This is a genomic window from Halpernia sp. GG3 (assembly GCF_052976925.2).
Genome location: NZ_JBRIIR020000008.1, coordinates 1 through 23,309 on the forward strand (window position 1 = coordinate 1; position 23,309 = coordinate 23,309).

Genomic DNA, 23,309 nt, shown 5'->3' on the forward strand with positions numbered 1-23,309 from the left:
CAAAAAAAAAAAAAAAAAAAAAAAAAAAAAAAAAAAAAAAAAACATTAAAGATTGCTCATTATTTTAAGGCGCTTGCACTTTCCCCAAAATTTTATCTACAATTTCGTCGGACGAAATATTTTCTGCTTCCGCTTCGAAACTTAATCCAATTCTGTGGCGCAAAACATCTTTTGCGATTTCTTTCACATCTTCGGGGATTACGAAAGCGCGACCTTTTATAAAGGCGTAAGCGCGTGAAGCGATTGCTAAATTAATTGACGCACGCGGCGAAGCACCAAAACTGATGTAATTTTTTAAATCTGATAGTCCATATTTTTCCGGATATCTTGAGGCGAAAACCATATCCAAAATATATTTTTCAATTTTTTCATCCAGATAAATCTGATTGATAATTGATTTTGCCTCTGTTATTTGATCCAAAGAAATCACCGGTCTAATTTTAGGAATATCTTGGGTAGAAATCATTCGCATAATTTTTCTCTCAGATTCAAAATCAGGATAATCGATGGTACATTTTAGCATAAAACGATCGCTTTGTGCTTCAGGCAAAAGATAAGTTCCTTCTTGATCAATCGGATTTTGCGTCGCTAAAACTAGAAATGGATTTGGTAAAAACATCGTCTCATCACCAATTGTCACCTGTTTTTCCTGCATTACTTCTAATAGGGCCGATTGCACTTTTGCCGGCGCTCTGTTGATCTCATCTGCCAAAACAAAATTTGCAAAAACTGGTCCTCTTTTTATCGAAAAATCATTGTCTTTTACACTGTAGATTTGAGTTCCGATAACATCTGCAGGCAATAAATCTGGCGTAAACTGTATTCTGGAAAAATTTCCCTGAACGGCTTCTGCCAAAGTTTTTATCGCTAAAGTTTTTGCGAGACCCGGAACCCCTTCTAACAAAACGTGCCCGTTGCCCAAAAGGCCTATGAGCAAACGGTCTATCATGTATTCTTGGCCAATTATCGCTCGGTTTATTTCTTGTTTTAAAAGTGAGAAATAAACATTTTGCTCTTTCACTTTTTCCGTTAAAAGCCTAATATCTTCTGCTTGCTGTAATTCTGCCATAGCTGGTTTTAAAATAATGGGTAAATTTCCAATAAAAATGGGCATTAATCAATATAATTAGTGCTAATTTTGCGTTAAAATTTGTTAAAAAAAATCAGGGCAATCTAATGATTTAACTTTAATTTAGCATACATTTTATTAAAAAGTGTTAATCTCTTTTTGATAGCTTCCAAAATTTTATGCAATTCCATATAAATGAAGTATTTTTGGGAATTAAAATAAACTCATTTGAATTATCATTTTTCTATACATAAGCAAACTAGACGAAATTTATTAGAAATTTTGCAGGAAACGTCGCATTCAGATTTATTAATAATTCCTGATGGTTTTAACAATAATATCTATTGGAACATTGCGCATTGCGTTGCAACACAACAGCTTCTACATTATTATCTAAGTGGCAATCCATTTAGAATTGATACATTTTGGATAGAAAAATATAAAAAAGGAACATTGGCAAATTTGGATGTAAAAGCTTCTGAAATTGAAGATCTGGGATTTTTATTAACTGAAACTTCACGAATTTTGATGAAAGATTTTGACGACAACTTTTTTCCAGATTATACGCCTTATTCCACGAGTTATGGTATTGATTTAAAAAGCATTCAAGACGCCATTATTTTCAATAATATGCATGAGAGTTTACATTACGGCTACATTTTAGCACAAAAAAGAGCGCTTTTAGCGGAAAGAAATTAATTAAATAAAATTCTCTTTTTAGAGATTAAGATATGAAATCGCCAATTTGTAAAAATTAGTTACTATCAAAAATTGTATTATGACGATTACATTTAGCCTTAAACAAAATGAAAAATTTTAGATGAAAGAAAAAGATGACTTTATTTTCGGTTTGCGACCTGTGATGGAAGCTTTGGAAGCCGGAAAAACTATTGATAAAATATTTTTGCAAAATGCACTACAAGGACAGATTTACGCTGAACTAAAAGCGGCGCTTGCAAAACATAAAATCCGCGCTAATTTTGTTCCAGTTGAAAAATTAAATCGTTTTACAAGGAAAAATCACCAAGGTGTGGTTGCATTTATTTCGGATGTGCCTTTTTATAATATCGAAAATCTCTTACCTCAAATTTTTGAAGAAGGCAAAACACCCTTTTTATTGATGCTCGATAGACTAACAGACGTTAGAAATTTCGGTGCCATTTGCAGAACCGCAGAATGCGTGGGAATTGATGCCATAATTATTCCTGAGAAAGGTGGCGCACCAATTAATTCTGATGCAATAAAAACTTCAGCGGGCGCACTTTATAATGTTAAAATTTGTAAGGAGAAAAATTTATCTCACACTGTAGATTTTCTGCAGCAATCTGGCGTTCAGGTTTTTGCAGCGACAGAAAAAGCACAAAAATTAATTTTCGATGTCGATTTTTCGGGACCAACTTTAATCGTGATGGGAAATGAAGAAACAGGGATTTCTAAAGAAGTGTTACACCATGCAGATGAAAAAATAAAATTGCCATTACAGGGAAAAACACAATCTTTAAACGTTTCTGTTGCTTGTGGTGCAATTCTTTATGAGGCAGTTCGTCAGAAATTAACTATTTCTCAATTGTAAATAAATTAATAAAAAAAGGTGAGTACATATCGCCATTTAATACAATCAGATTTTTAAAATGAAAAATATTTTAGCCATTGCGCTTATTTCTTTAACACTTTATTCTTGTAAAAAAGATACCAAAACGATCACTAAAACAGATCCTAAAACTGGGAAAACAATTAGTGTGGAAGTTTTAGTAAAAGATTCAACAAAAGCAGACGCTTCGAAACCTCAAAATTTAGCAATTAAAGATTCAGCAGGAATTTTTAAGCACAGTTTTATTTTGGAGAAAGGGAAAAGCTATCCTTTGGTTACGTATCAAAGAGATTTACAGGAGATTACCGATCCATCCGGCAAAAAAGTGAGCGGTATTAGTGAAGCGACCGATGAAATGTCTTTTACGGTAAATGATCTAAAAAATAATGTTTATAACATAACCATCAATTTGGTAAGTAAAAGAAATTCTCAGACGGCAAATGGCAAAACATCTGTTGTAGATACAAAACAAGCCATTCCAAAAGAAGATCAGTTGAAAATGATGTGGACAATTAACCGCGCTTTGACAGGGAATAAACTGAATATGAAAATGGATAAATCTGGTAAAGTTATTTCTATTACAGGTTTTGATCCCATTTATAAAAAAGTAGCTGCAGCAACATCTTCAATAATTAAAGATCCGAAACAAAGAGATGGTTTTATCGCTAATTTTAAACAAAACTTTGACGAAAAGATCCTGAAAGATCAATTCACCAAGAATCTTTCAATCATCCCGGCAAAAGGTATTAAAGTAGGTGATAAATGGAATGTTTCAGAAAACGCTTCTGCAGATGGAAAAGTGAAATTAACCACTTACTATACTTTAAAAAATGTTGATAATGGTGTTGCAGAAATTGCTGTAAATGGTGGAATTCCTTTAAAATCTGAGAAAAAAGTAGCAGATGGTGTGACTCATACAGTTAGTTCAGAGCTTTCACAAAGTGGAATTATTAAATTTGACCAAAATTCTGGCTGGATAAAAAATCAAAACATTTCTGTGAAAACAACTCAAAAAGAGGGGATAAATGACGGTAAGAAAGCGCAATCGATGACAAGTGTTTCCACTTCATCTGTTATGGTTAATCCGTCTGACAAATAATTTTAAAATTTCGATATGTTTAAAGATATCTTAGATGTAATTCTTGTGATAATTATTATTTCTTTTGTTTGGAGATTAGTAAAAAGATTGTTTTTTGGAGCAGTTATGAAAAATTTTCAGCAGAAAAATCCACAGAATAATCCAGCACCAAATGATGCGCAAGAGCCAAAGATTAATTCTAAAGTGCATTGGGACGCAGAAACCGTGGATTATGAGGAAGTAAAAGAGCCAAAAGATCAATCAAAATAAAAGCAAAATTAAATGCTGAAGAACAAAAAATATATTTTTATTGTAACCAGTTTGCTTCTATTTGTACTACTAGCAATCGTTTATGCCAATCCTGTCTTAAATGGGAAGCAACTTTTCCAGCATGATATTGTTCAATATAAGGGTGGAGCAAAAGAACTTTTAGATTTCAGGGCAAACAACGAGAATGAAACTTATTGGAGCGATTCTATGTTTGGTGGAATGCCGACTTACCAAATGGGTGCGCAGTTTCGCGGCGATTTAATAAGAAGTGTAGATGATTTTTTTATGCTTTTACCTAAACCTACGAATTATTTGTTTCTATTATTCTTTGGCTTTTTTCTTTTAGGTTTAGTGGTAGTTAGAAATTGGAAATATGCACTTTTGGGTGCTACTTTTTTTGGGTTTTCTACTTATTTTTTTATTGCATTGGCGGCAGGTCATAATGGAAAAATCCATACTGTAGCCTATTTCGCGCCACTTTTAGCTGGGATTTTATTGGTCTATGTGCGTAAAAAATATGTAACTGGTTTTATAGTAACGACACTTTTTATGGCGTTACAAATCTTCGCAAACCACGCGCAAATGACCTATTACTTTTTTCTAGCGATGGGATTTTTGTTTTTATCTGAATTTATTAGGGCCGCAACTGGAAAAATTGCTTGGAAACATTTTGGAATTTCGACGGGAATCTTAGCCGTCGCCTTTGTTTTAGGAGTTGGAATGAATTCGCAGAGAATTTTGGCTAATTCTGAATACATCAAAGAAACCGTTCGTGGGAAACAGATTTTAAATTCTGACTCGCAAACTGCAGGAAAATCCGGTATCGATAAGGAAAGTCTTCTGATGTGGAGTTATGGGAAGGTGGAAACTTTAAATTTATTTATTCCACGTTTAATGGGTGGCGGAAGTCAGGAAGAAGGTTCTGCGGAAATGATGCAGAAAACTCAGGAATTAGTTCAGCAAAACGCCACTTCTCAAGAAGAAGTTAATAATATTCAAAAAGGATTTTCCAGTACAAGTTATTGGGGCGATCAACCTGGGACTTCTGGACCGGCTTATCAAGGCGCAGTCGTAATTTTTCTTGCAATTTTAGGCTTTTTCTTTGCTTGGAAAAAATACAGATATTGGATTTTAGGCGCATCAATTTTAACGATTTTTTTGGCGTGGGGAAGTCATTTTCTTTTAGTTTCAGATTTTTTTATTGATTTTGTGCCCTTGTATAATAAATTCCGTGCGCCAAGTTCAATCTTGGTTGTGGTCGAATTATTATTTCCTTTAATAGCAATGATCGGACTTTACAGGTTCTTTAATTCTAGCGAGAATATTGAAACTTCGACAGAAAATATTTTAACGGACGAATACAAAAAGAAAATATTAATTTGGGTAAGTTCTGGTGTTTTAGGATTTACTTTAATTTTATTGGTTTTTGGTAAAAGTTTACTTGGTTTCCATACAGATTCAGAGAAAACTTATTTCCCACCGTATCTTTTAGATTATTTTGTAGATGCAAGATATTCTGTTTTTAAAATAGATGCTTTAAAAGCAATTATTTATGTTGCGCTTATTGCCGCGATTTTATACTTTTCTTTAAAGAAAAAATTATCTCAAAATATTGCATTAATTCTTATCGGATCGATCAGTTTATTTGATCTTTGGTCAGTAAATCAACGCTATTTAAACAGTGATAATTTTGTGGATAAAACTTTCGCAGAACAACCTTTTCAAACGGAAACTTCTGATTTATTAGTTGATAAAGTAGGCGATAATCAAAACCTAAAATCACTTTTAGATAATGTAAATGTGAATAAAGCGTTAGAAACAATTTCGCAAAAAGATAAAACCCATTATCGTATTTTTAATAACATTTTAGGCACATTCAGTGAAACCAATACATCTTATTTTAAATCTTCTGTTGGTGGTTACCACGCCGTAAAATTGCGCAGATATGATGATTTAATCAATACGTATTTTTCGACTTTAGATTCCATTAAATTACCTAAAATTTTAAATCTATTGGATGTAAAATATATGGTTTTAGGAAATCCTGAAAAACCGCAAATTGCGCCAAATCCTCAAAATAATGGAAATGCGTGGTTTGTTTCTAATGTTCAATTTGTAGAAACTCCAAATGAAGAACTGAATGCTTTAGGTGTGATTGATTCTAAAAATACAGCGGTAATTTCAGCTTTAGATAAGAATTATTTTAAGGGTAAAAACCTTGGTAATGATCCGACGGCAATCATTAATTTAACAAAATACCAACCAAATTCGTTAGAATATAAAACGCAGTCTAAAACGCCACAACTCGCAGTTTTCTCTGAAATTTATTATCCAGAAGGTTGGAAAATGTTGGTTGACGATGTAGAAGTTCCGTACATAAAAGCCGATTATTTATTGCGCGCAGTTGTAGTTCCCGCAGGAAATCATACTGTTCAAATGGTTTTTGAACCAAAAGTAATCGCAACCGGAAAAATTATTTCGTTGATATCTTTATTGGTATTTTTAATTTTGAGTGTTTTGGGAATTTATTTTTTATATCGAAAAAATGAAGAAAGTTTTTGATATTTTCATTTTGACGAAGGAAGAATCTCTTTAACTTGCATTGAATGACAACTTTAGGAACGCATAATTATTATGGTTATATTTTAACAAATAAAATGAAAACTGTTCTTTACACAGGATTTACTGATGATTTAAAGAATAGGCTTTATTGGTATAAAAATCCGGAGGCTATTTCAAGACATTTTACCACAAAATATAAATGTTTTTTCTTGATTTTTTTTGAGCATTATCAATATATTGATATTGCGATTAACATAGAAAAGCAAATAAAGGTTGGACGAGAAAAAAGAAAGATGACTTAATTTCTAATTTTAATTCTTCATGGATATTTTTAAATGATGAAGTTTAATTGTAAAAATTAAAAATAGAGATTCTTCCTTCGTCAGAATGAAAAAAGTAAAATTATAGTTTGAACCAACCAAAAAAAATATTAATCATTTCCTATTATTGGCCGCCTGCAGGCGGACCCGGCGTTCAGCGCTGGTTGAAATTCACAAAATATTTACCGGAATTTGGTTGGGAACCCACGCTTTTTATTCCGGAAAATCCAAGTTATCCAATTATTGATGAAAGTCTTGAAAATGAAGTTTCACCAGATTTAAACGTCATTAAGACAAACATCTGGGAACCTTACCAACTGGCAGAAATCTTTGGAAAAGACAACAAAAAATTCAAAGCTGGACAGTTTGATATAAAAGAAAACCAATCTTGGAAATCAAAATTATCCATCTTTGTTCGCGGTAATTTTTTCATTCCTGATGCGCGTGTTTTTTGGGTAAAACCTTCCATTAAATATTTAGAAAAATACGTTCAGGAAAATCATTTCGATGCTTTTGTGACGACCGGTCCGCCGCATTCGATGCATTTAATTGGTTTAGGTTTAAAAGAAAAATTCCCCAATTTAAAATGGATCGCAGATTTTCGAGATCCGTGGACAGAAATTTCTTATTATAAACATTTAAGACTGACCAATTCTGCCGATTTAAAACATAAAAAATTAGAGCAAAAAGTTTTTGAAAACGCAGATGTAACTTTAGCAACAAGTTTCACCGACGCTGAAAATTTTCGTAAAAAAGGCGCAAATGCACTTTGTATTACGAATGGCTTTGATGGAAGTGAGAATAAAGAAAAAGCAAAAACTAAAAAATTTACTTTAAGTTATGTCGGCGTTTTGGAACAATTGCGAAATCCTGAAAATTTATGGCACGTTTTAAAAGATTTAGTTAATGAAAATCAGGACTTTAAAAATGATTTTGAGTTAAAATTTGTTGGTAGAATTGATGATAAAATATTAGAAAATTTATATCAATCAGAACTTATAAACTCTATCAAAAATTTAGGCTATTTATCACATAAATATTCTAATATTGAAATGCAACAGTCAGATTTATTGCTGATTACTAATTTTCCGGAAGAGAAGTCAAAAGGAATTATTCCCGGAAAAATATTTGAATATCTACAAACTGGAAATACCATTTTAAGTTTCGGACCGAAAGACGCGGACGTTGAACAAATCTTAAATGAAACCAATTCTGGAAACCATTTTTCTTATAAAGATTCTGAAAATTTAAAAGAATTTATTTTAGAAAAATACCAAGAGTGGAAAATCGACAAAAGTAACTTTGTAGAGCAAGATATTTCACAATATTCCCGTAGAAATTTGACTAAAAAATTGGTTGAGGTTTTGGAAAAATAAAAAACGACTAAATTCTCTTTTCTCTCGCAGATTTTGCAAATGACGCATATTAATAATCGCAATTAGAAGAGCGGATCTGCTTTATCTGAAAAATCTGCGTGAATTAATTTTTAAACCCTTTCCAGTTCATCACCAGAAATCTGCGTCTTAAAAGTACCATAATTTACTGTCACTTTATTCTTGGAAATTAGTTCAATCGTTCCTACACTTGCCGAACCTTTTATGCGAACGCGTTGTCCCACGTTCATCCAAACGGCGCGGTCTTTCGTTTTTTTCTCTTCAATTTTGATGTTGGTTTCCTCAATCTGTTCCTGAACATCCACTTTTTTTAATTCTTGTGTAATTTTTCGCTTAACAATTTGAAGTTTTTTTGATTCAGTTTTATCGCCACCCAAACGCCGAAATTTTTCCTGTTCTAAAATTTTCACAAATTCTGTGACGATGTCTTTTCGGGATCTTCCTTTAGTATAAGCTTCTATAAATGTTTCTATCTTATTTCCAAACTGTAATTTCCGATGTTCATCTTCATATAATTTTTGAAAATTATAAAGCTTTTGTTCCATTTGATCATTCAACTTTTGCAAATTTTCCTTTTTATTTTGCGCAGAATCTTTTTGCTCGGTCAGATTTGTTCTAAGTTTTTCAACTTCAAATTTCTCTTGCTGAAGTTTTACTATGGTTTTGTCTAAATTAATAATATCATGTTTCACTTTTTCCTTCGCAGAATCCAATATAAACTTCGGAATTTTATTTTTTTGCGCCACCTCAAACGTAAATGAACTTCCGGCTTGTCCAATTTCTAATTTATAAAGTGGTAACAAGGTATTTTCGTCAAAAAGCATGGCTGCATTTTGCGCGTTTGGTAGTTGCTCTACCACCATTTTAATATTAGTATAATGCGTGGTAATGATGGCAAAACTTTTTTTACCATAGAAAAATTCCAAAAATGCTTCCGCCAAAGCACCGCCTAATTCCGGATCTGAACCAGTTCCAAATTCATCAATTAAAAGCAGTGTATTTTCATTTGTCACTTTTATCATTTCCGCCATTTTTTTTAGGCGGGAAGAATAGGTGGAAAGTTGATTTTCAATGGATTGATTGTCACCAATATCTGTTAAAATATTATCAAAGAAAAACATTTCACTTTTCGGATGAACAGGAACTAAAATCCCACTTTGGATCATCAATTGTAGTAATCCAACAGTTTTTAAAGTAATAGATTTTCCACCGGCATTTGGACCAGAAATACAAATAATGCGGTTATGTTCGGTGAAAGTTAAACTTTGTGAGAAAATTTCTTTTTTTTCTTTTTGAGTGCTTAGCCACAATAACGGATGAAACGCATTGACCAAACGCATGGTTTTGTGCTTATTTATTTTCGGTAGAACACCTTTTATTTTATTAGCAAATTTTGCTTTTGCACAGGTAATATCAAGATCAAAAATATACTTTTGGTAATCTGAAAGTTGCGGGTGAAATTCTGAAATTTCTAAAGTTAATTTTCGTAATATTTTATCTATTTCTTTCTTTTCTTCCTCTTCGTCTTCTTTCAATTTAAAATGGTGTTTTACCACGGATTCTGGTTGAATGTAAGTGATGGAACCCGTTCTCGAAACACCTAAAATTCGACCTGCAATTCTTTTTTTATAGGCAGATTTCACTGCTAAAACACGTTGGTCGTCAATAACCGTTTCTTTTATATCATCTAAAAAATCTGTACCAGCGAAAGAAGAAAGTGCTTTACTGAAATTTTGTTGAATTGCTTTTTTAGCATGAGAAATATCTGCACGAAGACCTCTCAAAGCGGGCGAAGCATCATTTTTAACTTCCTCAAAACGGTTAAAAACTTTATCAACTTTATCGATAATTATTTTTTGATAATCCAGATTAATAACTTCTTCAGTAAGGAGCGGAAAATTTTCCTGAAGTTTTCCGAAGAAGTTTTGAAGTTTTCCGATTTGTAAAGTAATTTCTTTAATTCTAATAAATGCTTTATTTTCTAAACGAAAATTTTCGATGTGCATTAATTTCAGTTCTCCTTCTATATCATCGTAATTAGTAAATGGAATAGCATTTTGGCTTTCAAAAGAACTTAGATATTCAGAAGTTTTTTGTAAAGAAATTTGCGCTTCATCGAAAGGCAAAGGTTGAATTTCTAATATATTTTCAACGGTTTTAGGTGAAAATGCTAAAGGAGCAATCTCGGCTAAAAGTTGATCGAATTCTAATTCCTGTAAATGGTCTTTGGTTATATGCACATGCAAATTTAATGAGAAAATTATTTATTATGTATATTTAATTATTATTTGAAATTTTAATTAAAATGAAGTTATTTAAATTGTTTTTTCTAAGTTTGATTTTAACTTCTCTTTTTTCTTGCAAGAAAGGTTACGAGAAAGAAAATGGAAAAGTCTACTATGAACACTGGAATGAAGGAAGTGCTCAAAATAAAAAATTGATGAAAAATGTTGATTTTAAAACATTTAAAGAAATTGAATTTAAAGATAAAACGTCTTTTTCTTTTGCAAAAGATAAAAATCATTTATTTATAGATGGTGATATTATGAAAAATATTGATCCAGAGACTTTTACTTTTATTAATAATTATTACTTTAAAGATAAAAATAAAATCTATTTTTTTGGTTTTTTTAATGATATAAATGATTGTTCAGTAAAGGGAATTGATTCAAATCACTTTCAAACATTGAAATATCCATGGGCGAAATCTGGAAAAATTTTAATTAACGGTCAAGAATCTGTTTTTGTAGATGACATTGATAGTTTCAAACCAATTGATGAAGATTGGGGAAAGACAAATAAATACATCATAAATAGAAATGTTATTTTAAAAAATGCAAATCCGAAAACGACTAAAATTTTAAGTTCTTATGAAGCAATTGATGGAAATAAAAAATATAAATATGGCATAATGGAAAAATAAATTCTATTTTAAAAACTTCAGAAAACAATCACTTTAAGACTTTACAAATAAAAACATGACCTGGACAGAAATTCTCGCGCCAATAAAAGAATCAGATTATTTTAAAAACCTGTGGAAAAATGTGAAGTCAGAATATGCAAAAAATCCGTGTTTTCCGCTGCCAAAACAGATTTTTCGGGCTTTAGAATTAACTTCTTTTGATGAGATTAAAGTAGTGATTCTAGGTCAAGATCCTTATCATAATGATTATCAGGCAAATGGATTGTGCTTTTCGGTTTCAGAAAAAGTAGCAATGCCACCTTCTTTGCGAAATATATTTACAGAATTAGAAAATGATCTGGGAATTAAAAGAACTAAAAAAGAATTGGATGATTGGGCGAAACAAGGCATTTTACTTTTAAATTCGACATTAACGGTTCGCGCGCACGAAGCCAATTCTCATCAAAAATTAGATTGGGAAAAATTTACAGATTTCATTATCAAAGAAATTTCGGATAAAAAAGAAAACGTAGTTTTTGTTCTTTGGGGAAGTTTTGCGCAAAAAAAGTCGGTTTTAATTGATGAAAGCAAACATTTGATTTTGAAATCTGTTCATCCATCGCCACTTTCTTCTTATCGCGGGTTTTTTGGAAGCGCACCTTTTTCAAAAATTAATCAATACTTAACTGAAAAAAATGAGAAATTTATTGAGTGGTAACCGGATTTTCAGTTTCAGGTATATTTCCCTTTTCAATTTTTAAACCGATTTGATATTGTCCTTTTAAAGTTACTGCGTTATTTTTTTGATTTGGATAAGGTGAGACTTTTTCTAAAGTAACATGATATTCGCCGACATTTTGAGTTTTGCTCATCTTTCTTGATAGCATATTTACAGTGCTTAGTTCCATTTGCATTGGTCGGGATGTGGTTGTCATGATTGTAACTGAAGCAGTTGCAGCACCTTGCCAGATACAATTCACACCTTCAGGACAACGTGAATCCGCTGCAATGCCAACAAAAGTAACATTCATTTGTTGGTCTTTCAAAAATTTTGTCTCACCTTCTTTTAAATAAATTAAATTTTCTTGTGACAAATTTTTGCTTGAAGATTCTTTTACTAATTTCTGCGATTGGCAATTAATCACTGTGAAAAAGGCGAAACTGAAAAGTAATATTTTATAGTACATGTGACTTAATATTTAAAAATATTTAAAATTACGACCAATAACATTGCCAAACCAACCAAAAAATTAAATCCTGTGTCATAGAGAAAGCCTATAAAAGTACCTTTCATACTGTTAAAAGCTTTCTTTTATCACTAAAATCGTGTAATAATTCCCCAAAAAAAACGCTTGTAAAGACACCAATTAAAAATCCAAATGGGATTGGTCTAAACAGCATTCCTAAAATAGTTCCGATAAATGAACCAATACTTCCGTAGCGTGTTCCACCATATTTTATGTTTGTTTTTGCGGGAATAACATAATTTAAAATTGTAGAAATTAACGTAAGAATTGAAAAAATCCAGATCCACCACATACTTAAATCTTTACTAGCACTAAATTTATAGATTAAAATACCACAAAGACTCAATAATAGCCCAGGTAAAATTGGTAAAAAAGTACCGATAATGCCTAAAATTAAAAGTATAATGCAAACCAGTATGATTAAACTTTCACCCATTTTTTGTAGTTTAAAAGATAAAATTAGTTAAATATAAATGCTTACCAAAAGTTATTTGTTATTTTTGCAATTATGCGTGACGAACTTACAACAACGAAAGATTTACTGCAAAATATTAGTGACCAGATTCACTATTTTGTAAAAGGCTATTTCCCTGAAGATCTGGTGTTATGGATGCAGATTTTAACTAAGTTTTTACTGCTTTTTGCACTCATTTACTTGGTTAGTACTTTTATTAAAATTATATTTAATTTCATCTTTAAATTTTTTGTTAATGAAGAACGGTTCCCGATTTTAAAATCATTTTATAAAGCTAGAATTACAAGTTCAATTGCACGAATAATTGCATTATTCATCGGTAAATATGCCTTGTTTTCAATTTTTTACAGACATCCGAACAGCTATGAGTTTTTAGGAATCATAATCAATATTTCACTTCTTTTGGTAGTTGGAAATATGGTTTTTAGAATGCTAAAGGCTGTTGAATTCTATTATTTATACAAGAAAGATTTTTATATCATTATGGCACTTCGTGCTATCAATCAAACGGTTAAAATTTTCGGTACTTTTATTTTTACAGTTATTGCAGTGAGTATTTTGTTTAGAATTAGTGGATCTGCAATTTTAGGAAGTTTAGGTGCAATAACTGCAGTTTTGGTATTGGTCTTTAGAGATACCATTTTAGGATTTGTGACAGGAATTCATGTAGCTACATCTAAAAATTTAAAAGTAAACGACTGGATTGGAATTCCTAAGTATAATTTGGAAGGGACGATTTTAGATATCAATCTTTTGACCACAAAAATTTTAAATTTCGATAAAACGGTTTCGACCATTCCCACTTACGATTTACTTTCTACAGAAATAAAAAATCTGCAGGTCATGTCGGAAACCAATACCCGGCGGATTAAAAAATCAATTTATTTCAATATAAAATCTTTCAAATTTGTTGATCAGGAATTATTTGAAAAGTTGAGCCAGATAAATCTTATCAGTGATTATTTGACCCAAAAAATCGCAGAAATTTCTGAAAGCAAAAAGAATATGAGTCATTATGACAAAATAATTAATGGTGCACAATTGACCAATATTGGTGTTTTTAGATATTATGCAGTTGAATATTTAAAGCAAAATAATAATGTAGATGCAGAAGGGACGTTGATGGTTCGGCAGTTAGATATTACGCCAAATGGTCTGCCTTTGGAAATTTACTGTTTCGCCAATGATTCTAAATGGGAACATTTTGAGCAGATTCAAGCTGATATTTTTGACCATCTTTTGGTTGCTGCGAAGGATTTTGATCTGGATGTGGTTCAATATACAAAAAATTAAAAATGACAAAACTTAGTGTAAATATCAATAAAATTGCCACTTTGAGGAATGCTCGTGGCGGTGAATTTCCAAGTGTAACCCAAGCCGCAATTAAGTTGCAGGAATTTGGTGCACAAGGCATTACAATTCATCCACGACCGGATGAACGCCATATTACGAGAAAAGACGTTTATGATTTAAAATCTGTCGTAAAAACCGAGTTTAATATCGAAGGAAATCCTTACCGTGATTTTATTGATATGGTTTTAAAAGTTAAACCAGCGCAAGTAACTCTAGTTCCGGATGCTGATGATGCAATTACTTCCAATGCCGGTTGGGACTGCAAAAAACATCAGGATTTTTTATCAGAAATTATTACAGAGTTTAAGAATGCGGGAATCAGAACTGCTATTTTTCTAGATCCAAATCCTGAAATGGTCGAGTTTGCAGCAAAAACTGATACAGATAGAATTGAACTTTACACTGAAGCCTACGCAAAAGACTATCCTAAAGACAAAAATTTAGCCATAAAACCTTACGTTGAAGCTGCTCAGAAATGTGTGGATTTCAATCTTGGTGTCAATGCTGGTCACGATTTAAATTTAGAAAATTTAAAGTTTTTTGCAGATGAAATTCCTAATTTATTGGAAGTTTCAATTGGTCACGCGTTAATTTCGGAAGCTCTTTATATGGGCTTAGAAAATACTGTTCAAGCATATTTAAAGCGTTTGGCGAAATGGTAAAAATGAATTTTTAAAATTATAAATTGTTGGAAAATAATATATTACACTCAAAAATTTACGGAAAGGAAAAACTTGGAATTCCACTTTTGGTTTTTCACGGTTTATTTGGAATGCTTGATAATTGGGGAAGTTTCGGTAAAGATTTTGGCGAAATAATGGCTGTTCATTTAATTGACTTAAGAAACCACGGTAAAAGTTTTCATTCTGACGAAATGTCACATGATGATTTAGCGGAAGATATTTTAAATTATATGGTCGCTAATAATATTCAAAAAGCCACTTTGCTTGGTCATTCTTTAGGTGGAAAAGCAGTGATGCAATTTGCAATGAAATATCCTGAAAAAATTGACAAATTAATTGTGGTAGATATTGCACCAAAATCTTATCCGCCTCATCATCAGGGAATTTTGAAAGCTCTGCTGGATGTAAATTTAGATGAAGTAAAAAGTAGAGGTGAAGTTGAAGATATTTTAAGTCAATATATTCCAGAGAAATCAGTAGTATATTTTTTAGCTAAAAGTCTTTATTGGACGGAAAATAAAAAATTGGCGTGGCGATTTAACCTAAAAGCTTTAGCCCAAAAATATGCTGAATTTGTTTCCAATGCTATAAAGTTTGGTGTTTTTGAAGGTGAGACTTTATTTATTTCTGGCGCAAATTCTAATTACATTTTACCACAAGATTCATTATTAATTAAACAGCAATTTCCAATTTCTAAAATTATTTCTATCAAAAATGCAGGACATTGGGTACAGGCCGAAAATCCAAAAGACTTTCATGATGCCGTTTATGAGTTTTTAAAATCGTAATTTAGCCCAACAATATTTAAGATTTGATTTTAGTAACTGGCGCCACAGGAATTCTCGGTAGAGTCATTGTTTTAGATCTTCTAAAGCGCGGAAAAACCGTTCGTGCTACGAAACGACCTTCTAGTAATCTAGTGGAAGTTCAACATTCTTTACAATTTTACACAGAAAATCCAGATGAATTTTTTAATAAAATAAGTTGGATAGATATAGATTTTGAAGACGCAGATTCTTTGAAACTGGCTTTAGAAGGCGTTTCAGAAATTTACCATTGTGCGGCAAAAGTGAGTTTTCACCCCGATGATAATGAGGAAATGTTGCAATGCAACATTAAGTTTACAGAAAATTTATTGTACGCTTGCGAAAATTCCAGTGTGAAAAAGTTTCTCTTTGTCAGTTCTATTGCGGTATTAGACAATGTGAATGAGCAGGGGATTTTAGATGAAGATTCTAATTTTAACCCTAAAGAAAACCATTCAGATTATGCACTTTCAAAACATTTTGCGGAAATGGAGGTTTGGCGCGCTTCGGCGGAAGGTTTAAATACAATAATTGTCAATCCGGGTGTTATTATTGGTTCGGGAAATTGGAAAAACAGTAGTGGAAAATTATTTAAAGAATTAGCCGAAAATCAATTCTCTTTTTCAGGCGGAACAGCCTATATTGATGTACGTGATGTAGCAAAAATTTCGATTGATTTAATGGAAAAAAACGCATTCGGTGAACGTTTCATTGTTATTTCAGAAACTAAAAGTTATCAGGAAACGGCTAATTATTTACGTCAAAAATTAAATAAAAGTGATGTGAAAATATTGCCGATGTGGGTTTTAAGAATTGGCGTTGTTCTAAATTTTTTATTTGGATGGCTTATTAAACCTTTAAAAATGGTGAATTCTGTTAATATAAAATCAGTCAGTTACCAATCTGAAATTTCAAATGAAAAAATAAAAAAAGACTTAAATATAGAATTTGTACCCGTTTTTGAAAGTCTTGATTTTCACTTTAAAAATTATTTAAAAGACCATACTTCCGTTTAAAAATGCAACATGAATTTAACAGAATTTCTTAATATAAATTCCGACAAATATTTAAAAAATCCTTCTATAGGATTTAAAAAAAGAGAGGCTTGGGAAACTATTTCCTGGTTAAAATTGCGAACCTTAGTTTTTAAAACGGCTAATGCTTTAAGAAAATCTGATATTTCGCAAGGTGATAAAGTAGCCATTTATGCAGATAATTCAGCAGAATGGATCATTTTTGATTTGGCAATTATATCTTTAGGCGCCGTTACGGTTCCCATTTATTCTACCAATAATAAGGATCAAGCAGCTTACATTTTAGAAAACTCTGAAACAAAAATTGTCTTGGTTGGAAATCAACAGCAATATGACGATTGTCTGGAAATTATGCAGGAAAATCAATTTTTGCAAAAAGTAATTGTTGTAAAAAAAGCGGTTTGGATCAAGCAAGACCGTTCTGTTTTTCTGGAAGATTATATCGCAAAAGTGTCCTCTGATTTTGAAATCGTGGATCGAAATGATGAGGATTTAGCGACCATTATCTATACTTCTGGCACAACAGGCGTCCCAAAAGGCGTGATGTTATCTCACGGTAATTTTCTAAAAGCTTTCCAGGCGCACACTGATTTTTTTAAATTTGAGAATTTTGACCGGCAAAAATCTTTAGCTTTTTTACCTTTAAGTCATATTTTTGAACATTGCTGGACTCTTTATTGTCTACATTCTGGTGTTAAAGTTTACTTTTTAGAAAACACAAAACTGATCGCAAATGCTTTGGTAGAAGTTAAACCTACTTTTATGTGTGCTGTTCCAAGATTTTATCAAAAGATTTATGCTGGTGTCAAGCAAACCGTGAGTCAAGGTTCAGAGTCGAAAAAGAAAATTTTTAATTGGGCTTTTGAGATTGGAACGCAAGTTTCGGAGTTGAAAAGACAAAATAGCTCAGTTCCTTTAGTTTTAAATCTGAAAAATACCATTGCGAATAAATTAGTTTTTAATAAAATTAAAAAAAAGTTAGGTGGTGAACTTTGGTTTATGCCGTGTGGCGGCGCTTCCTTGTCAGATGAAGTGACGCGATTTTTTGATGCGATGGGAATTCACATTACAGTTGGCTATGGTTTGACCGAAACTACCGCAACGTTAACTGCTTTCCCTATTAAAAATTATAAACACGGAACTGCTGGAAAACCAATTGGTGACGTCGAAATTAAAATTGGCGACAATCAAGAGATTTTGGTCAAAGGAAGCAGTGTGATGCAAGGTTACTATAAATTGCTAAAAGAAACTTCCGAAGTTTTTACAGAAGATGGCTGGTTTAAAACGGGAGATGCGGGCGAATTGGATCATGAAGGAAATCTGACGATTACAGATAGAATTAAAGATTTAATGAAAACGTCCAATGGAAAATATATTGCGCCGCAACCGATGGAAAATGCGTTGTCTGACGATTCTTTTATAGACCAAATCATGTTAATTGCAGAAGATAAAGCTTATGTCACCGCGATAATAGTTCCGGATTTTGAAAATTTAGAAGAAGAATTAGCAAAATTAAATATTAAATTAGATTCGTGGCAGAATGTTGTAAAATTACCGCAAATTCATCAGTTTTACGAAACTAGAATTTCAACTATTCAAGAATCATTGTCACCTTTTGAGAAAATTAAAAAGTTTATTTTAATGCCAGAAGCCTTTGAAATCAGCGCAGGTGAAATCACGCCGACCTTAAAAGTAAAACGCAACGTAATTTTGAAAAAACACCATAATTTAATTGAAGAAATGTATTAAATTTTTAATCATAAAGGGACAAAAGGTTTATTTAAAAATTAAGTTGTTTACAAGAAAGCAAAATAAAAATTTTATAAATCTGTAGATTTTCTCTTTTTAAACTTTTATAGCCAATTTCATAACTTTAATCTTTTGTTTCTTTTGTGGTTAAAAGAAATATTATTTAAATTGAAACTTAATGAAAAACGAAGATTTTTACGGCAACGAAAACTTTCAACTTTCTCCACAGAAAGTAGAAAATTCTTGTCCGTCAAATATTGCACTTATCAAATATTGGGGAAAATATGAACCTCAAATTCCTGCAAATCCGAGTATTAGTTTTACTTTAAATGAATGTAAAACGCTCACTGAAATGCAATTTTTTCCAAATGAAGAATTTTCAGTTAAAACTTTTTTAGCCGGAAATGAAGAAAAGAATTTTAGTCTAAAAATTAAAAAATATTTCAAATCGATTGAAATTTATTTACCCTGGATTTTAAAAGGAAGTTATAAAATTTCTACCGAAAATTCATTTCCGCACAGTTCGGGAATTGCGAGTTCTGCTTCCGGTTTTGGTGCAATTGCAAAATGTTTGATGGATTTAGATCAGGTTTTTTCTTTTGAGAATCAAGAATCAAGAATCAAGAATCAAGAATTTGCAACAAAAAAAGCCAGTTTTTTAGCGCGTTTGGGAAGTGGAAGCGCGTGTAGAAGTTTATACAATGGTTTGGTGGTTTGGGGCGAAACGCCTGTCGTGGCTGGAAGTTCGGATTTGTATGCTGTCAAATATCCAGATGCGGAAATCCATCCCATTTTTAAAAATTTTAAAGATTGGGTCTTGCTTATTCATGAAGGTGAAAAAAGTGTGTCATCTACGGTTGGTCATGGTTTAATGAAAAATAATCCCTACGCTGAAACCCGTTTTCAGGAAGCAAAAGACCAGTTTTTGCCCATGAAAGAAATTTTGAAAAGCGGTGATTTGCAAAAATTTATCACTTTAGTTGAGCATGAAGCACTCACTTTGCACGCGATGATGATGATGAGTGAACCGGCGTTTATTTTAATGAAAACCGGAACTTTAGAGGTAATCAATAAAATCTGGGAATTTAGAAAAGAAACGGGTTTGTCATTATTTTTCACTTTAGATGCAGGCGCAAATGTTCATTTACTTTTTCCAAATGATAATGATTGCGGAAAAATTGAAAATTATATTGAAAGTGAATTGTTACAGTTTACTCAGAAAGGAGGCGTTGTGAAAGATGAAATGAGGTTTTAAAACAAGTAAATATGCAAAAACTTTTCTACGTTATTCTAGGTGCAACACCTCCAGGCAGAACAATCGAACAACACGATGTCTTTTTTGGGATTGCAGAATCGATGAAAGATTTAATCTCGGAGATGAAAAAATTCTGGCCAGAAGCTAAGGGAAAAATTCATGTGGACTGTTATAAAGAAGTGAAATTTATAGATGGTTTTGAGGTAAAAATACTACCTAAACATAAGGAAGAAAAATCTGCTGAAAATTTATTTTTTATTAATTTGGGCGGATATAAACGGAGCATTTTTGAAGAATTGCATGAGCAACATTTAATGGTCGGGGAAAAAATGTCTGGAATTATCAAACGCGTTAAGAAAACAGATTTCTATAAAACAATGGGTTTTCCTGAAGCGGTGAGTCATATTGACGATAAACACGGCGTGGACATCGATGACATCTATAAAGTGAATGATCTTTTGCCACAATCTATGAAAGACAAATACAGTATTATTTTAACAAAATCTGAAGAAAAAAATCAGGAAAATAAAACTTTTATCGGTTATTTTAAACTTTCAAAACTTGTTTAATCTAACTTCTAATATTTAAAATCTAACTTCAAAAATCTAAATAAAATGAAAATCGGAATTCTCGGCGGTGGCCAATTGGGCAGAATGTTCATACAAAATGCGCTGAAATATGATGATGTGTTTTATATTTTAGATCCGTCAAAAGAGGCTTCTTGCGCAAGTATTTCTCATTTCACCGAAGGTAATTTTAATGATTATCAAACGGTTTTAGATTTTGGACGCGACAAAGATGTGGTGAGTATTGAAATTGAACATGTAAATGTTGACGCACTTTTCAAGTTAGAAAAAGAAGGCGTGAAAGTAATTCCTTCAGCAGAAATTATTAAAATTATTCAACAAAAAATTTTACAGAAAGAATTTTATTTAAAAAATGAAATTCCAAGTCCAGATTTTCAGATTATTAAAAATAGGTCAGAATTGAATTTTCCATTTCCATTTGTTCAAAAACTAAATACAGGCGGTTACGACGGAAAAGGCGTGCAAATTATCAAAACTGAAAATGATCTAGAAAAAATGTGGAACGAGCCTTCTGTCATTGAAAGTTTGGTAGATATTGATAAAGAATTATCTGTGATTTTAGCCATTAATGAAAGTGGTGAATTTAAAACTTTTCCAGTGACAGAAATGATTGCCGATCCTAAATTAAATTTATTAGATTTTAATATTTGTCCAGCAGGAATTTCTACCGATGTTGAAGTTCAAATTTCTACAATTGTTGAGAAATTTAAAAATGCTGCAAAATCTGCAGGTTTATTCGCTATTGAATTATTTTTAGATAAAAATGGAAAAATTTGGGTCAATGAAACGGCGCCAAGACTTCACAATTCAGGACATCAAACACAGGAAGGAAATGCGAATTCGCAGTTTGAACAGATGTTCCGCGTTTTGAAAAATCTTCCCTTGGGAGATACTGAAGCATTTAGTTTTAGCGGCATGCTAAATTTAGTTGGCGCAGAAAATTACATGGGAATCGTAAAATATGAAGGTCTGGAAGATGTTTTAAAATTAACAAAAACTTACGTACATCTTTACGGCAAAAAGGAAACAAAACCGGGAAGGAAAATGGGGCATATTAATGTTTTGGCGGATTCAAAAGACGAACTTTTAGAAAAACTAATTCACATAAAAGGTTTGGTAAAAGTGATTTCTTAATTTTGGATAAACCTCTATAAACGCGAAAATCTACGCCCCGACTTGATGATGATTTTTATATTTTATATGAAAATCATCGAACCACTTCGTTAGGTTTGAGCGGAAATCCTTTTTACTTAGACTTCTTATTTTTTGAAAATACCGGAATGCAAAAATATTGAGCGCGGAAGGCGGAAATTGGCGGCCAAAATAAATTAAACTTTAGCAACTTTCGATTTGTAATTAGTGATCACAACGCCTGAAATTATCAAAACGGCGGCAATCAAAAATGTTGCGGAAATTTCCTCGTTTAAAAGCAACCAACCTAAAAATATTGCGATAATCGTATTAACGTAAGAAAGTATGGCAACTTGCGTGGGAAGTAATCTTTGAAGCAAATAATTGAAGCAAAAAAAAGCAATTAAAGAACCGAAAATACCAAGATAAACAATTGCTAAAATCCCATGAAAACTCCAGTTGTGGACATTTATTACAGGCGAAAAGATAAAGCCAAAAATGATCTGAACAAAGCCTGCGAAAGAAAACTGGTAAAAAAGATTTAAAAAAATATCTCTGTTTGTGGTTAAAATTTGTTTGCTGTAAACCGTACCAATTGCCCAGCCTGAAATGGCAAAAAGCATTAAGAGTAAACCCATTCTGTAATCTGCATTAACCAGATCTTTCAGACCGTCCCAAAAAACAATTATAATGCCTGAAAAGCCCATTAAGACGCCAATTAAAGAGCGCGTTTTAATCTCTTTTACAATAAAAATAGCGCTTAAAATAAAAACTAAAATCGGAGAACAGGATGAAACTAATGATGCTAAGCTGGAAGTGACATTTTTTTCGGCTAAAGTGGTTAGACCGTTTGCAACGACTAGCATAAGCGTGGAAATTAAAAATTGCTGAAAAGTTCCTTTCCAACCGAGCCATTTTAATTTTTTTGAAAAAATCAAATAGAGAAATAAAATAAATCCTGCTAAAAACTGTCGGATTCCTGCGACAAACCAAGGTGGAATAGTTTGAACGGCGATTTTAATTCCAATAAAAGTCGTGCCCCAAACGATGGCAACTACAAAAATTGCAGCAAGTAATTTTAAGTTTTTAATTTTCGAAATTTTCACGCTGCGAAGATATTTATTTTCACGCTATGTTTAGTATCTTTACGGGGTTTAATAGAAAAAAAAGAGAAATGGTAGGTATAATAATGGGAAGCAAAAGTGATCTGGCAATTATGGAAGATGCTGCAAATTTTCTTAAATCTTTAAAAATCCCTTATGAATTAACCGTTGTTTCTGCGCATAGAACCCCGGAAAGACTTTTTGACTACTCAAAAACTGCAGGTAAAAGAGGTTTGAAAGTTATTATTGCGGGGGCAGGCGGCGCAGCGCATTTGCCAGGAATGGTAGCGAGTTGCACGACTTTGCCCGTAATTGGCGTCCCGATTTTATCATCTAATTCAATTGACGGATGGGATTCCATTTTGTCGATTTTGCAAATGCCGTCGGGAATTCCCGTTGCAACCGTCGCTTTAAACGGTGCTACTAATGCTGGGATTTTAGCAGCGAAAATACTCGCAAGTTCTGATGATGCTTTAACTAAAAAATTAGAAGAATATCAGAATTCTTTAACTGAAAAAGTCTTGAAAACTGTAAATGAAATTAAAGATATTCATCCGAATTCTTATGATTTATAAAGGTTGTAAATTTTAATTTGTTCTTTTTTTCTTGATAAAAAAGAACGAAAAAATCAAGACTGGAAACTCATCTTAAAATTAAACTTTTGTCCTAAAATTTCCAAACTCAGGCGGAAGACTTAGTT

Annotated in this window: 22 protein-coding genes and 1 pseudogene; 18 read left to right on the top strand and 5 right to left on the bottom strand. The window is 32.1% G+C overall.

Going from position 1 to position 23,309, the window contains the following annotated elements:
• Positions 1 to 64: 64 nt before the first annotated feature.
• Positions 65 to 1,069: an AAA family ATPase gene (locus ACVBED_RS03315; RefSeq protein ID WP_473094496.1), complete on the bottom strand. Its 1,005-nt coding sequence runs from the start codon at positions 1,067 to 1,069 to the stop codon at positions 65 to 67.
• A gap of 228 nt (positions 1,070 to 1,297) precedes the next feature.
• On the opposite strand from ACVBED_RS03315, the gene ACVBED_RS03320 reads away from it, so the two are divergent.
• The 7 genes from ACVBED_RS03320 (at position 1,298) to ACVBED_RS03350 (ending at position 8,266) form a co-directional block, all read left to right on the top strand.
• The gene (locus ACVBED_RS03320; RefSeq protein ID WP_447119775.1) at positions 1,298 to 1,768 is read left to right on the top strand and encodes a DinB family protein; all 471 of its coding nucleotides are present in this window, start codon (positions 1,298 to 1,300) and stop codon (positions 1,766 to 1,768) included.
• Between the two features lie 121 nt (positions 1,769 to 1,889).
• On the top strand, positions 1,890 to 2,642 hold the full coding sequence (rlmB, locus tag ACVBED_RS03325) for a 23S rRNA (guanosine(2251)-2'-O)-methyltransferase RlmB (RefSeq protein ID WP_473094483.1): 753 nt from the start codon (positions 1,890 to 1,892) through the stop codon (positions 2,640 to 2,642).
• A 58-nt stretch (positions 2,643 to 2,700) separates the two neighbouring features.
• Positions 2,701 to 3,759 (top strand): DUF6263 family protein, encoded by a 1,059-nt coding sequence (locus tag ACVBED_RS03330; protein ID WP_447119776.1) that lies wholly within the window; start codon positions 2,701 to 2,703, stop codon positions 3,757 to 3,759.
• A 15-nt stretch (positions 3,760 to 3,774) separates the two neighbouring features.
• Entirely contained in the window at positions 3,775 to 4,008 is a 234-nt protein-coding gene (locus tag ACVBED_RS03335) for a hypothetical protein (RefSeq protein WP_473094484.1), read from the top strand.
• Between the two features lie 12 nt (positions 4,009 to 4,020).
• Complete coding sequence (locus ACVBED_RS03340; RefSeq protein WP_473094485.1) at positions 4,021 to 6,570, top strand: YfhO family protein; 2,550 nt, start codon at positions 4,021 to 4,023, stop codon at positions 6,568 to 6,570.
• 44 nt (positions 6,571 to 6,614) lie between these two features.
• Positions 6,615 to 6,872, top strand: coding sequence for a GIY-YIG nuclease family protein (locus ACVBED_RS03345; protein WP_473094486.1), 258 nt, complete (start codon positions 6,615 to 6,617; stop codon positions 6,870 to 6,872).
• 107 nt (positions 6,873 to 6,979) lie between these two features.
• Positions 6,980 to 8,266, top strand: a complete 1,287-nt coding sequence (locus tag ACVBED_RS03350; protein ID WP_473094487.1) for a glycosyltransferase family protein — start codon at positions 6,980 to 6,982, stop codon at positions 8,264 to 8,266.
• Positions 8,267 to 8,376: 110 nt separating this feature from the next.
• Here ACVBED_RS03350 and ACVBED_RS03355 read toward each other — a convergent pair whose 3' ends face one another.
• A complete protein-coding gene (locus ACVBED_RS03355) occupies positions 8,377 to 10,524 on the bottom strand; it encodes an endonuclease MutS2 (RefSeq protein ID WP_473094488.1) in 2,148 nt (715 codons plus the stop codon).
• Between the two features lie 65 nt (positions 10,525 to 10,589).
• On the opposite strand from ACVBED_RS03355, the gene ACVBED_RS03360 reads away from it, so the two are divergent.
• Complete coding sequence (locus tag ACVBED_RS03360; protein WP_447119779.1) at positions 10,590 to 11,207, top strand: DKNYY domain-containing protein; 618 nt, start codon at positions 10,590 to 10,592, stop codon at positions 11,205 to 11,207.
• 55 nt (positions 11,208 to 11,262) lie between these two features.
• Positions 11,263 to 11,904, top strand: a complete 642-nt coding sequence (locus tag ACVBED_RS03365) for a uracil-DNA glycosylase (protein ID WP_447119780.1) — start codon at positions 11,263 to 11,265, stop codon at positions 11,902 to 11,904.
• On the opposite strand, the gene ACVBED_RS03370 is transcribed toward ACVBED_RS03365, so the two are convergent.
• On the bottom strand, positions 11,891 to 12,373 hold the full coding sequence (locus ACVBED_RS03370; RefSeq protein WP_473094489.1) for a hypothetical protein: 483 nt from the start codon (positions 12,371 to 12,373) through the stop codon (positions 11,891 to 11,893). The two genes, ACVBED_RS03365 and ACVBED_RS03370, sit on opposite strands and share 14 nt — an antisense overlap.
• A 5-nt stretch (positions 12,374 to 12,378) precedes the next feature.
• Positions 12,379 to 12,869, bottom strand: a pseudogene (locus ACVBED_RS03375) (DUF456 domain-containing protein).
• A 72-nt stretch (positions 12,870 to 12,941) separates the two neighbouring features.
• Here ACVBED_RS03375 and ACVBED_RS03380 point away from each other — a divergent pair.
• The 8 genes from ACVBED_RS03380 to ACVBED_RS03415 all read left to right on the top strand — a co-directional run bounded on the left by ACVBED_RS03380 (position 12,942) and on the right by ACVBED_RS03415 (position 21,509).
• Positions 12,942 to 14,201, top strand: coding sequence for a mechanosensitive ion channel family protein (locus tag ACVBED_RS03380; protein WP_447119782.1), 1,260 nt, complete (start codon positions 12,942 to 12,944; stop codon positions 14,199 to 14,201).
• 2 nt (positions 14,202 to 14,203) lie between these two features.
• A complete protein-coding gene (locus tag ACVBED_RS03385) occupies positions 14,204 to 14,923 on the top strand; it encodes a pyridoxine 5'-phosphate synthase (protein WP_447119783.1) in 720 nt (239 codons plus the stop codon).
• Positions 14,924 to 14,949: 26 nt separating this feature from the next.
• Positions 14,950 to 15,732, top strand: a complete 783-nt coding sequence (locus ACVBED_RS03390; protein WP_447119784.1) for an alpha/beta fold hydrolase — start codon at positions 14,950 to 14,952, stop codon at positions 15,730 to 15,732.
• A 23-nt stretch (positions 15,733 to 15,755) separates the two neighbouring features.
• A complete protein-coding gene (locus ACVBED_RS03395; protein ID WP_447119785.1) occupies positions 15,756 to 16,766 on the top strand; it encodes an NAD-dependent epimerase/dehydratase family protein in 1,011 nt (336 codons plus the stop codon).
• 9 nt (positions 16,767 to 16,775) lie between these two features.
• On the top strand, positions 16,776 to 18,533 hold the full coding sequence (locus ACVBED_RS03400) for an AMP-dependent synthetase/ligase (protein WP_473094490.1): 1,758 nt from the start codon (positions 16,776 to 16,778) through the stop codon (positions 18,531 to 18,533).
• Between the two features lie 178 nt (positions 18,534 to 18,711).
• On the top strand, positions 18,712 to 19,788 hold the full coding sequence (locus tag ACVBED_RS03405; protein ID WP_473094491.1) for a diphosphomevalonate decarboxylase: 1,077 nt from the start codon (positions 18,712 to 18,714) through the stop codon (positions 19,786 to 19,788).
• 11 nt (positions 19,789 to 19,799) lie between these two features.
• Positions 19,800 to 20,357: a DUF1543 domain-containing protein gene (locus tag ACVBED_RS03410; RefSeq protein ID WP_473094492.1), complete on the top strand. Its 558-nt coding sequence runs from the start codon at positions 19,800 to 19,802 to the stop codon at positions 20,355 to 20,357.
• Positions 20,358 to 20,402: 45 nt separating this feature from the next.
• The gene (locus ACVBED_RS03415) at positions 20,403 to 21,509 is read left to right on the top strand and encodes a 5-(carboxyamino)imidazole ribonucleotide synthase (protein ID WP_473094493.1); all 1,107 of its coding nucleotides are present in this window, start codon (positions 20,403 to 20,405) and stop codon (positions 21,507 to 21,509) included.
• 194 nt (positions 21,510 to 21,703) lie between these two features.
• Here the strand turns inward: ACVBED_RS03415 and ACVBED_RS03420 are convergent, their stop codons facing one another.
• Entirely contained in the window at positions 21,704 to 22,612 is a 909-nt protein-coding gene (locus ACVBED_RS03420) for a DMT family transporter (protein WP_473094494.1), read from the bottom strand.
• A 68-nt stretch (positions 22,613 to 22,680) separates the two neighbouring features.
• Here ACVBED_RS03420 and purE point away from each other — a divergent pair, with 68 nt between their 5' ends.
• Positions 22,681 to 23,184 carry a 5-(carboxyamino)imidazole ribonucleotide mutase gene (gene purE, locus ACVBED_RS03425; protein WP_473094495.1) on the top strand — a complete coding sequence of 168 codons (504 nt, stop codon included), beginning with the start codon at positions 22,681 to 22,683 and terminating at the stop codon, positions 23,182 to 23,184.
• Positions 23,185 to 23,309 lie beyond the last annotated feature (125 nt).

Coding starts and splice junctions, on each gene's coding strand:
- purE (WP_473094495.1), top strand. CDS start 22,681: ATGGTAGGTATAATAATGGGAAGCAAAAGTGATCTGGCAATTATGGAA.
- ACVBED_RS03410 (WP_473094492.1), top strand. CDS start 19,800: ATGCAAAAACTTTTCTACGTTATTCTAGGTGCAACACCTCCAGGCAGA.
- ACVBED_RS03380 (WP_447119782.1), top strand. CDS start 12,942: ATGCGTGACGAACTTACAACAACGAAAGATTTACTGCAAAATATTAGT.
- ACVBED_RS03405 (WP_473094491.1), top strand. CDS start 18,712: ATGAAAAACGAAGATTTTTACGGCAACGAAAACTTTCAACTTTCTCCA.
- ACVBED_RS03365 (WP_447119780.1), top strand. CDS start 11,263: ATGACCTGGACAGAAATTCTCGCGCCAATAAAAGAATCAGATTATTTT.
- ACVBED_RS03400 (WP_473094490.1), top strand. CDS start 16,776: ATGAATTTAACAGAATTTCTTAATATAAATTCCGACAAATATTTAAAA.
- ACVBED_RS03385 (WP_447119783.1), top strand. CDS start 14,204: ATGACAAAACTTAGTGTAAATATCAATAAAATTGCCACTTTGAGGAAT.
- ACVBED_RS03360 (WP_447119779.1), top strand. CDS start 10,590: ATGAAGTTATTTAAATTGTTTTTTCTAAGTTTGATTTTAACTTCTCTT.
- ACVBED_RS03330 (WP_447119776.1), top strand. CDS start 2,701: ATGAAAAATATTTTAGCCATTGCGCTTATTTCTTTAACACTTTATTCT.
- ACVBED_RS03370 (WP_473094489.1), bottom strand. CDS start 12,373: ATGTACTATAAAATATTACTTTTCAGTTTCGCCTTTTTCACAGTGATT.
- ACVBED_RS03415 (WP_473094493.1), top strand. CDS start 20,403: ATGAAAATCGGAATTCTCGGCGGTGGCCAATTGGGCAGAATGTTCATA.
- ACVBED_RS03335 (WP_473094484.1), top strand. CDS start 3,775: ATGTTTAAAGATATCTTAGATGTAATTCTTGTGATAATTATTATTTCT.
- ACVBED_RS03340 (WP_473094485.1), top strand. CDS start 4,021: ATGCTGAAGAACAAAAAATATATTTTTATTGTAACCAGTTTGCTTCTA.
- ACVBED_RS03345 (WP_473094486.1), top strand. CDS start 6,615: ATGACAACTTTAGGAACGCATAATTATTATGGTTATATTTTAACAAAT.
- ACVBED_RS03315 (WP_473094496.1), bottom strand. CDS start 1,069: ATGGCAGAATTACAGCAAGCAGAAGATATTAGGCTTTTAACGGAAAAA.
- rlmB (WP_473094483.1), top strand. CDS start 1,890: ATGAAAGAAAAAGATGACTTTATTTTCGGTTTGCGACCTGTGATGGAA.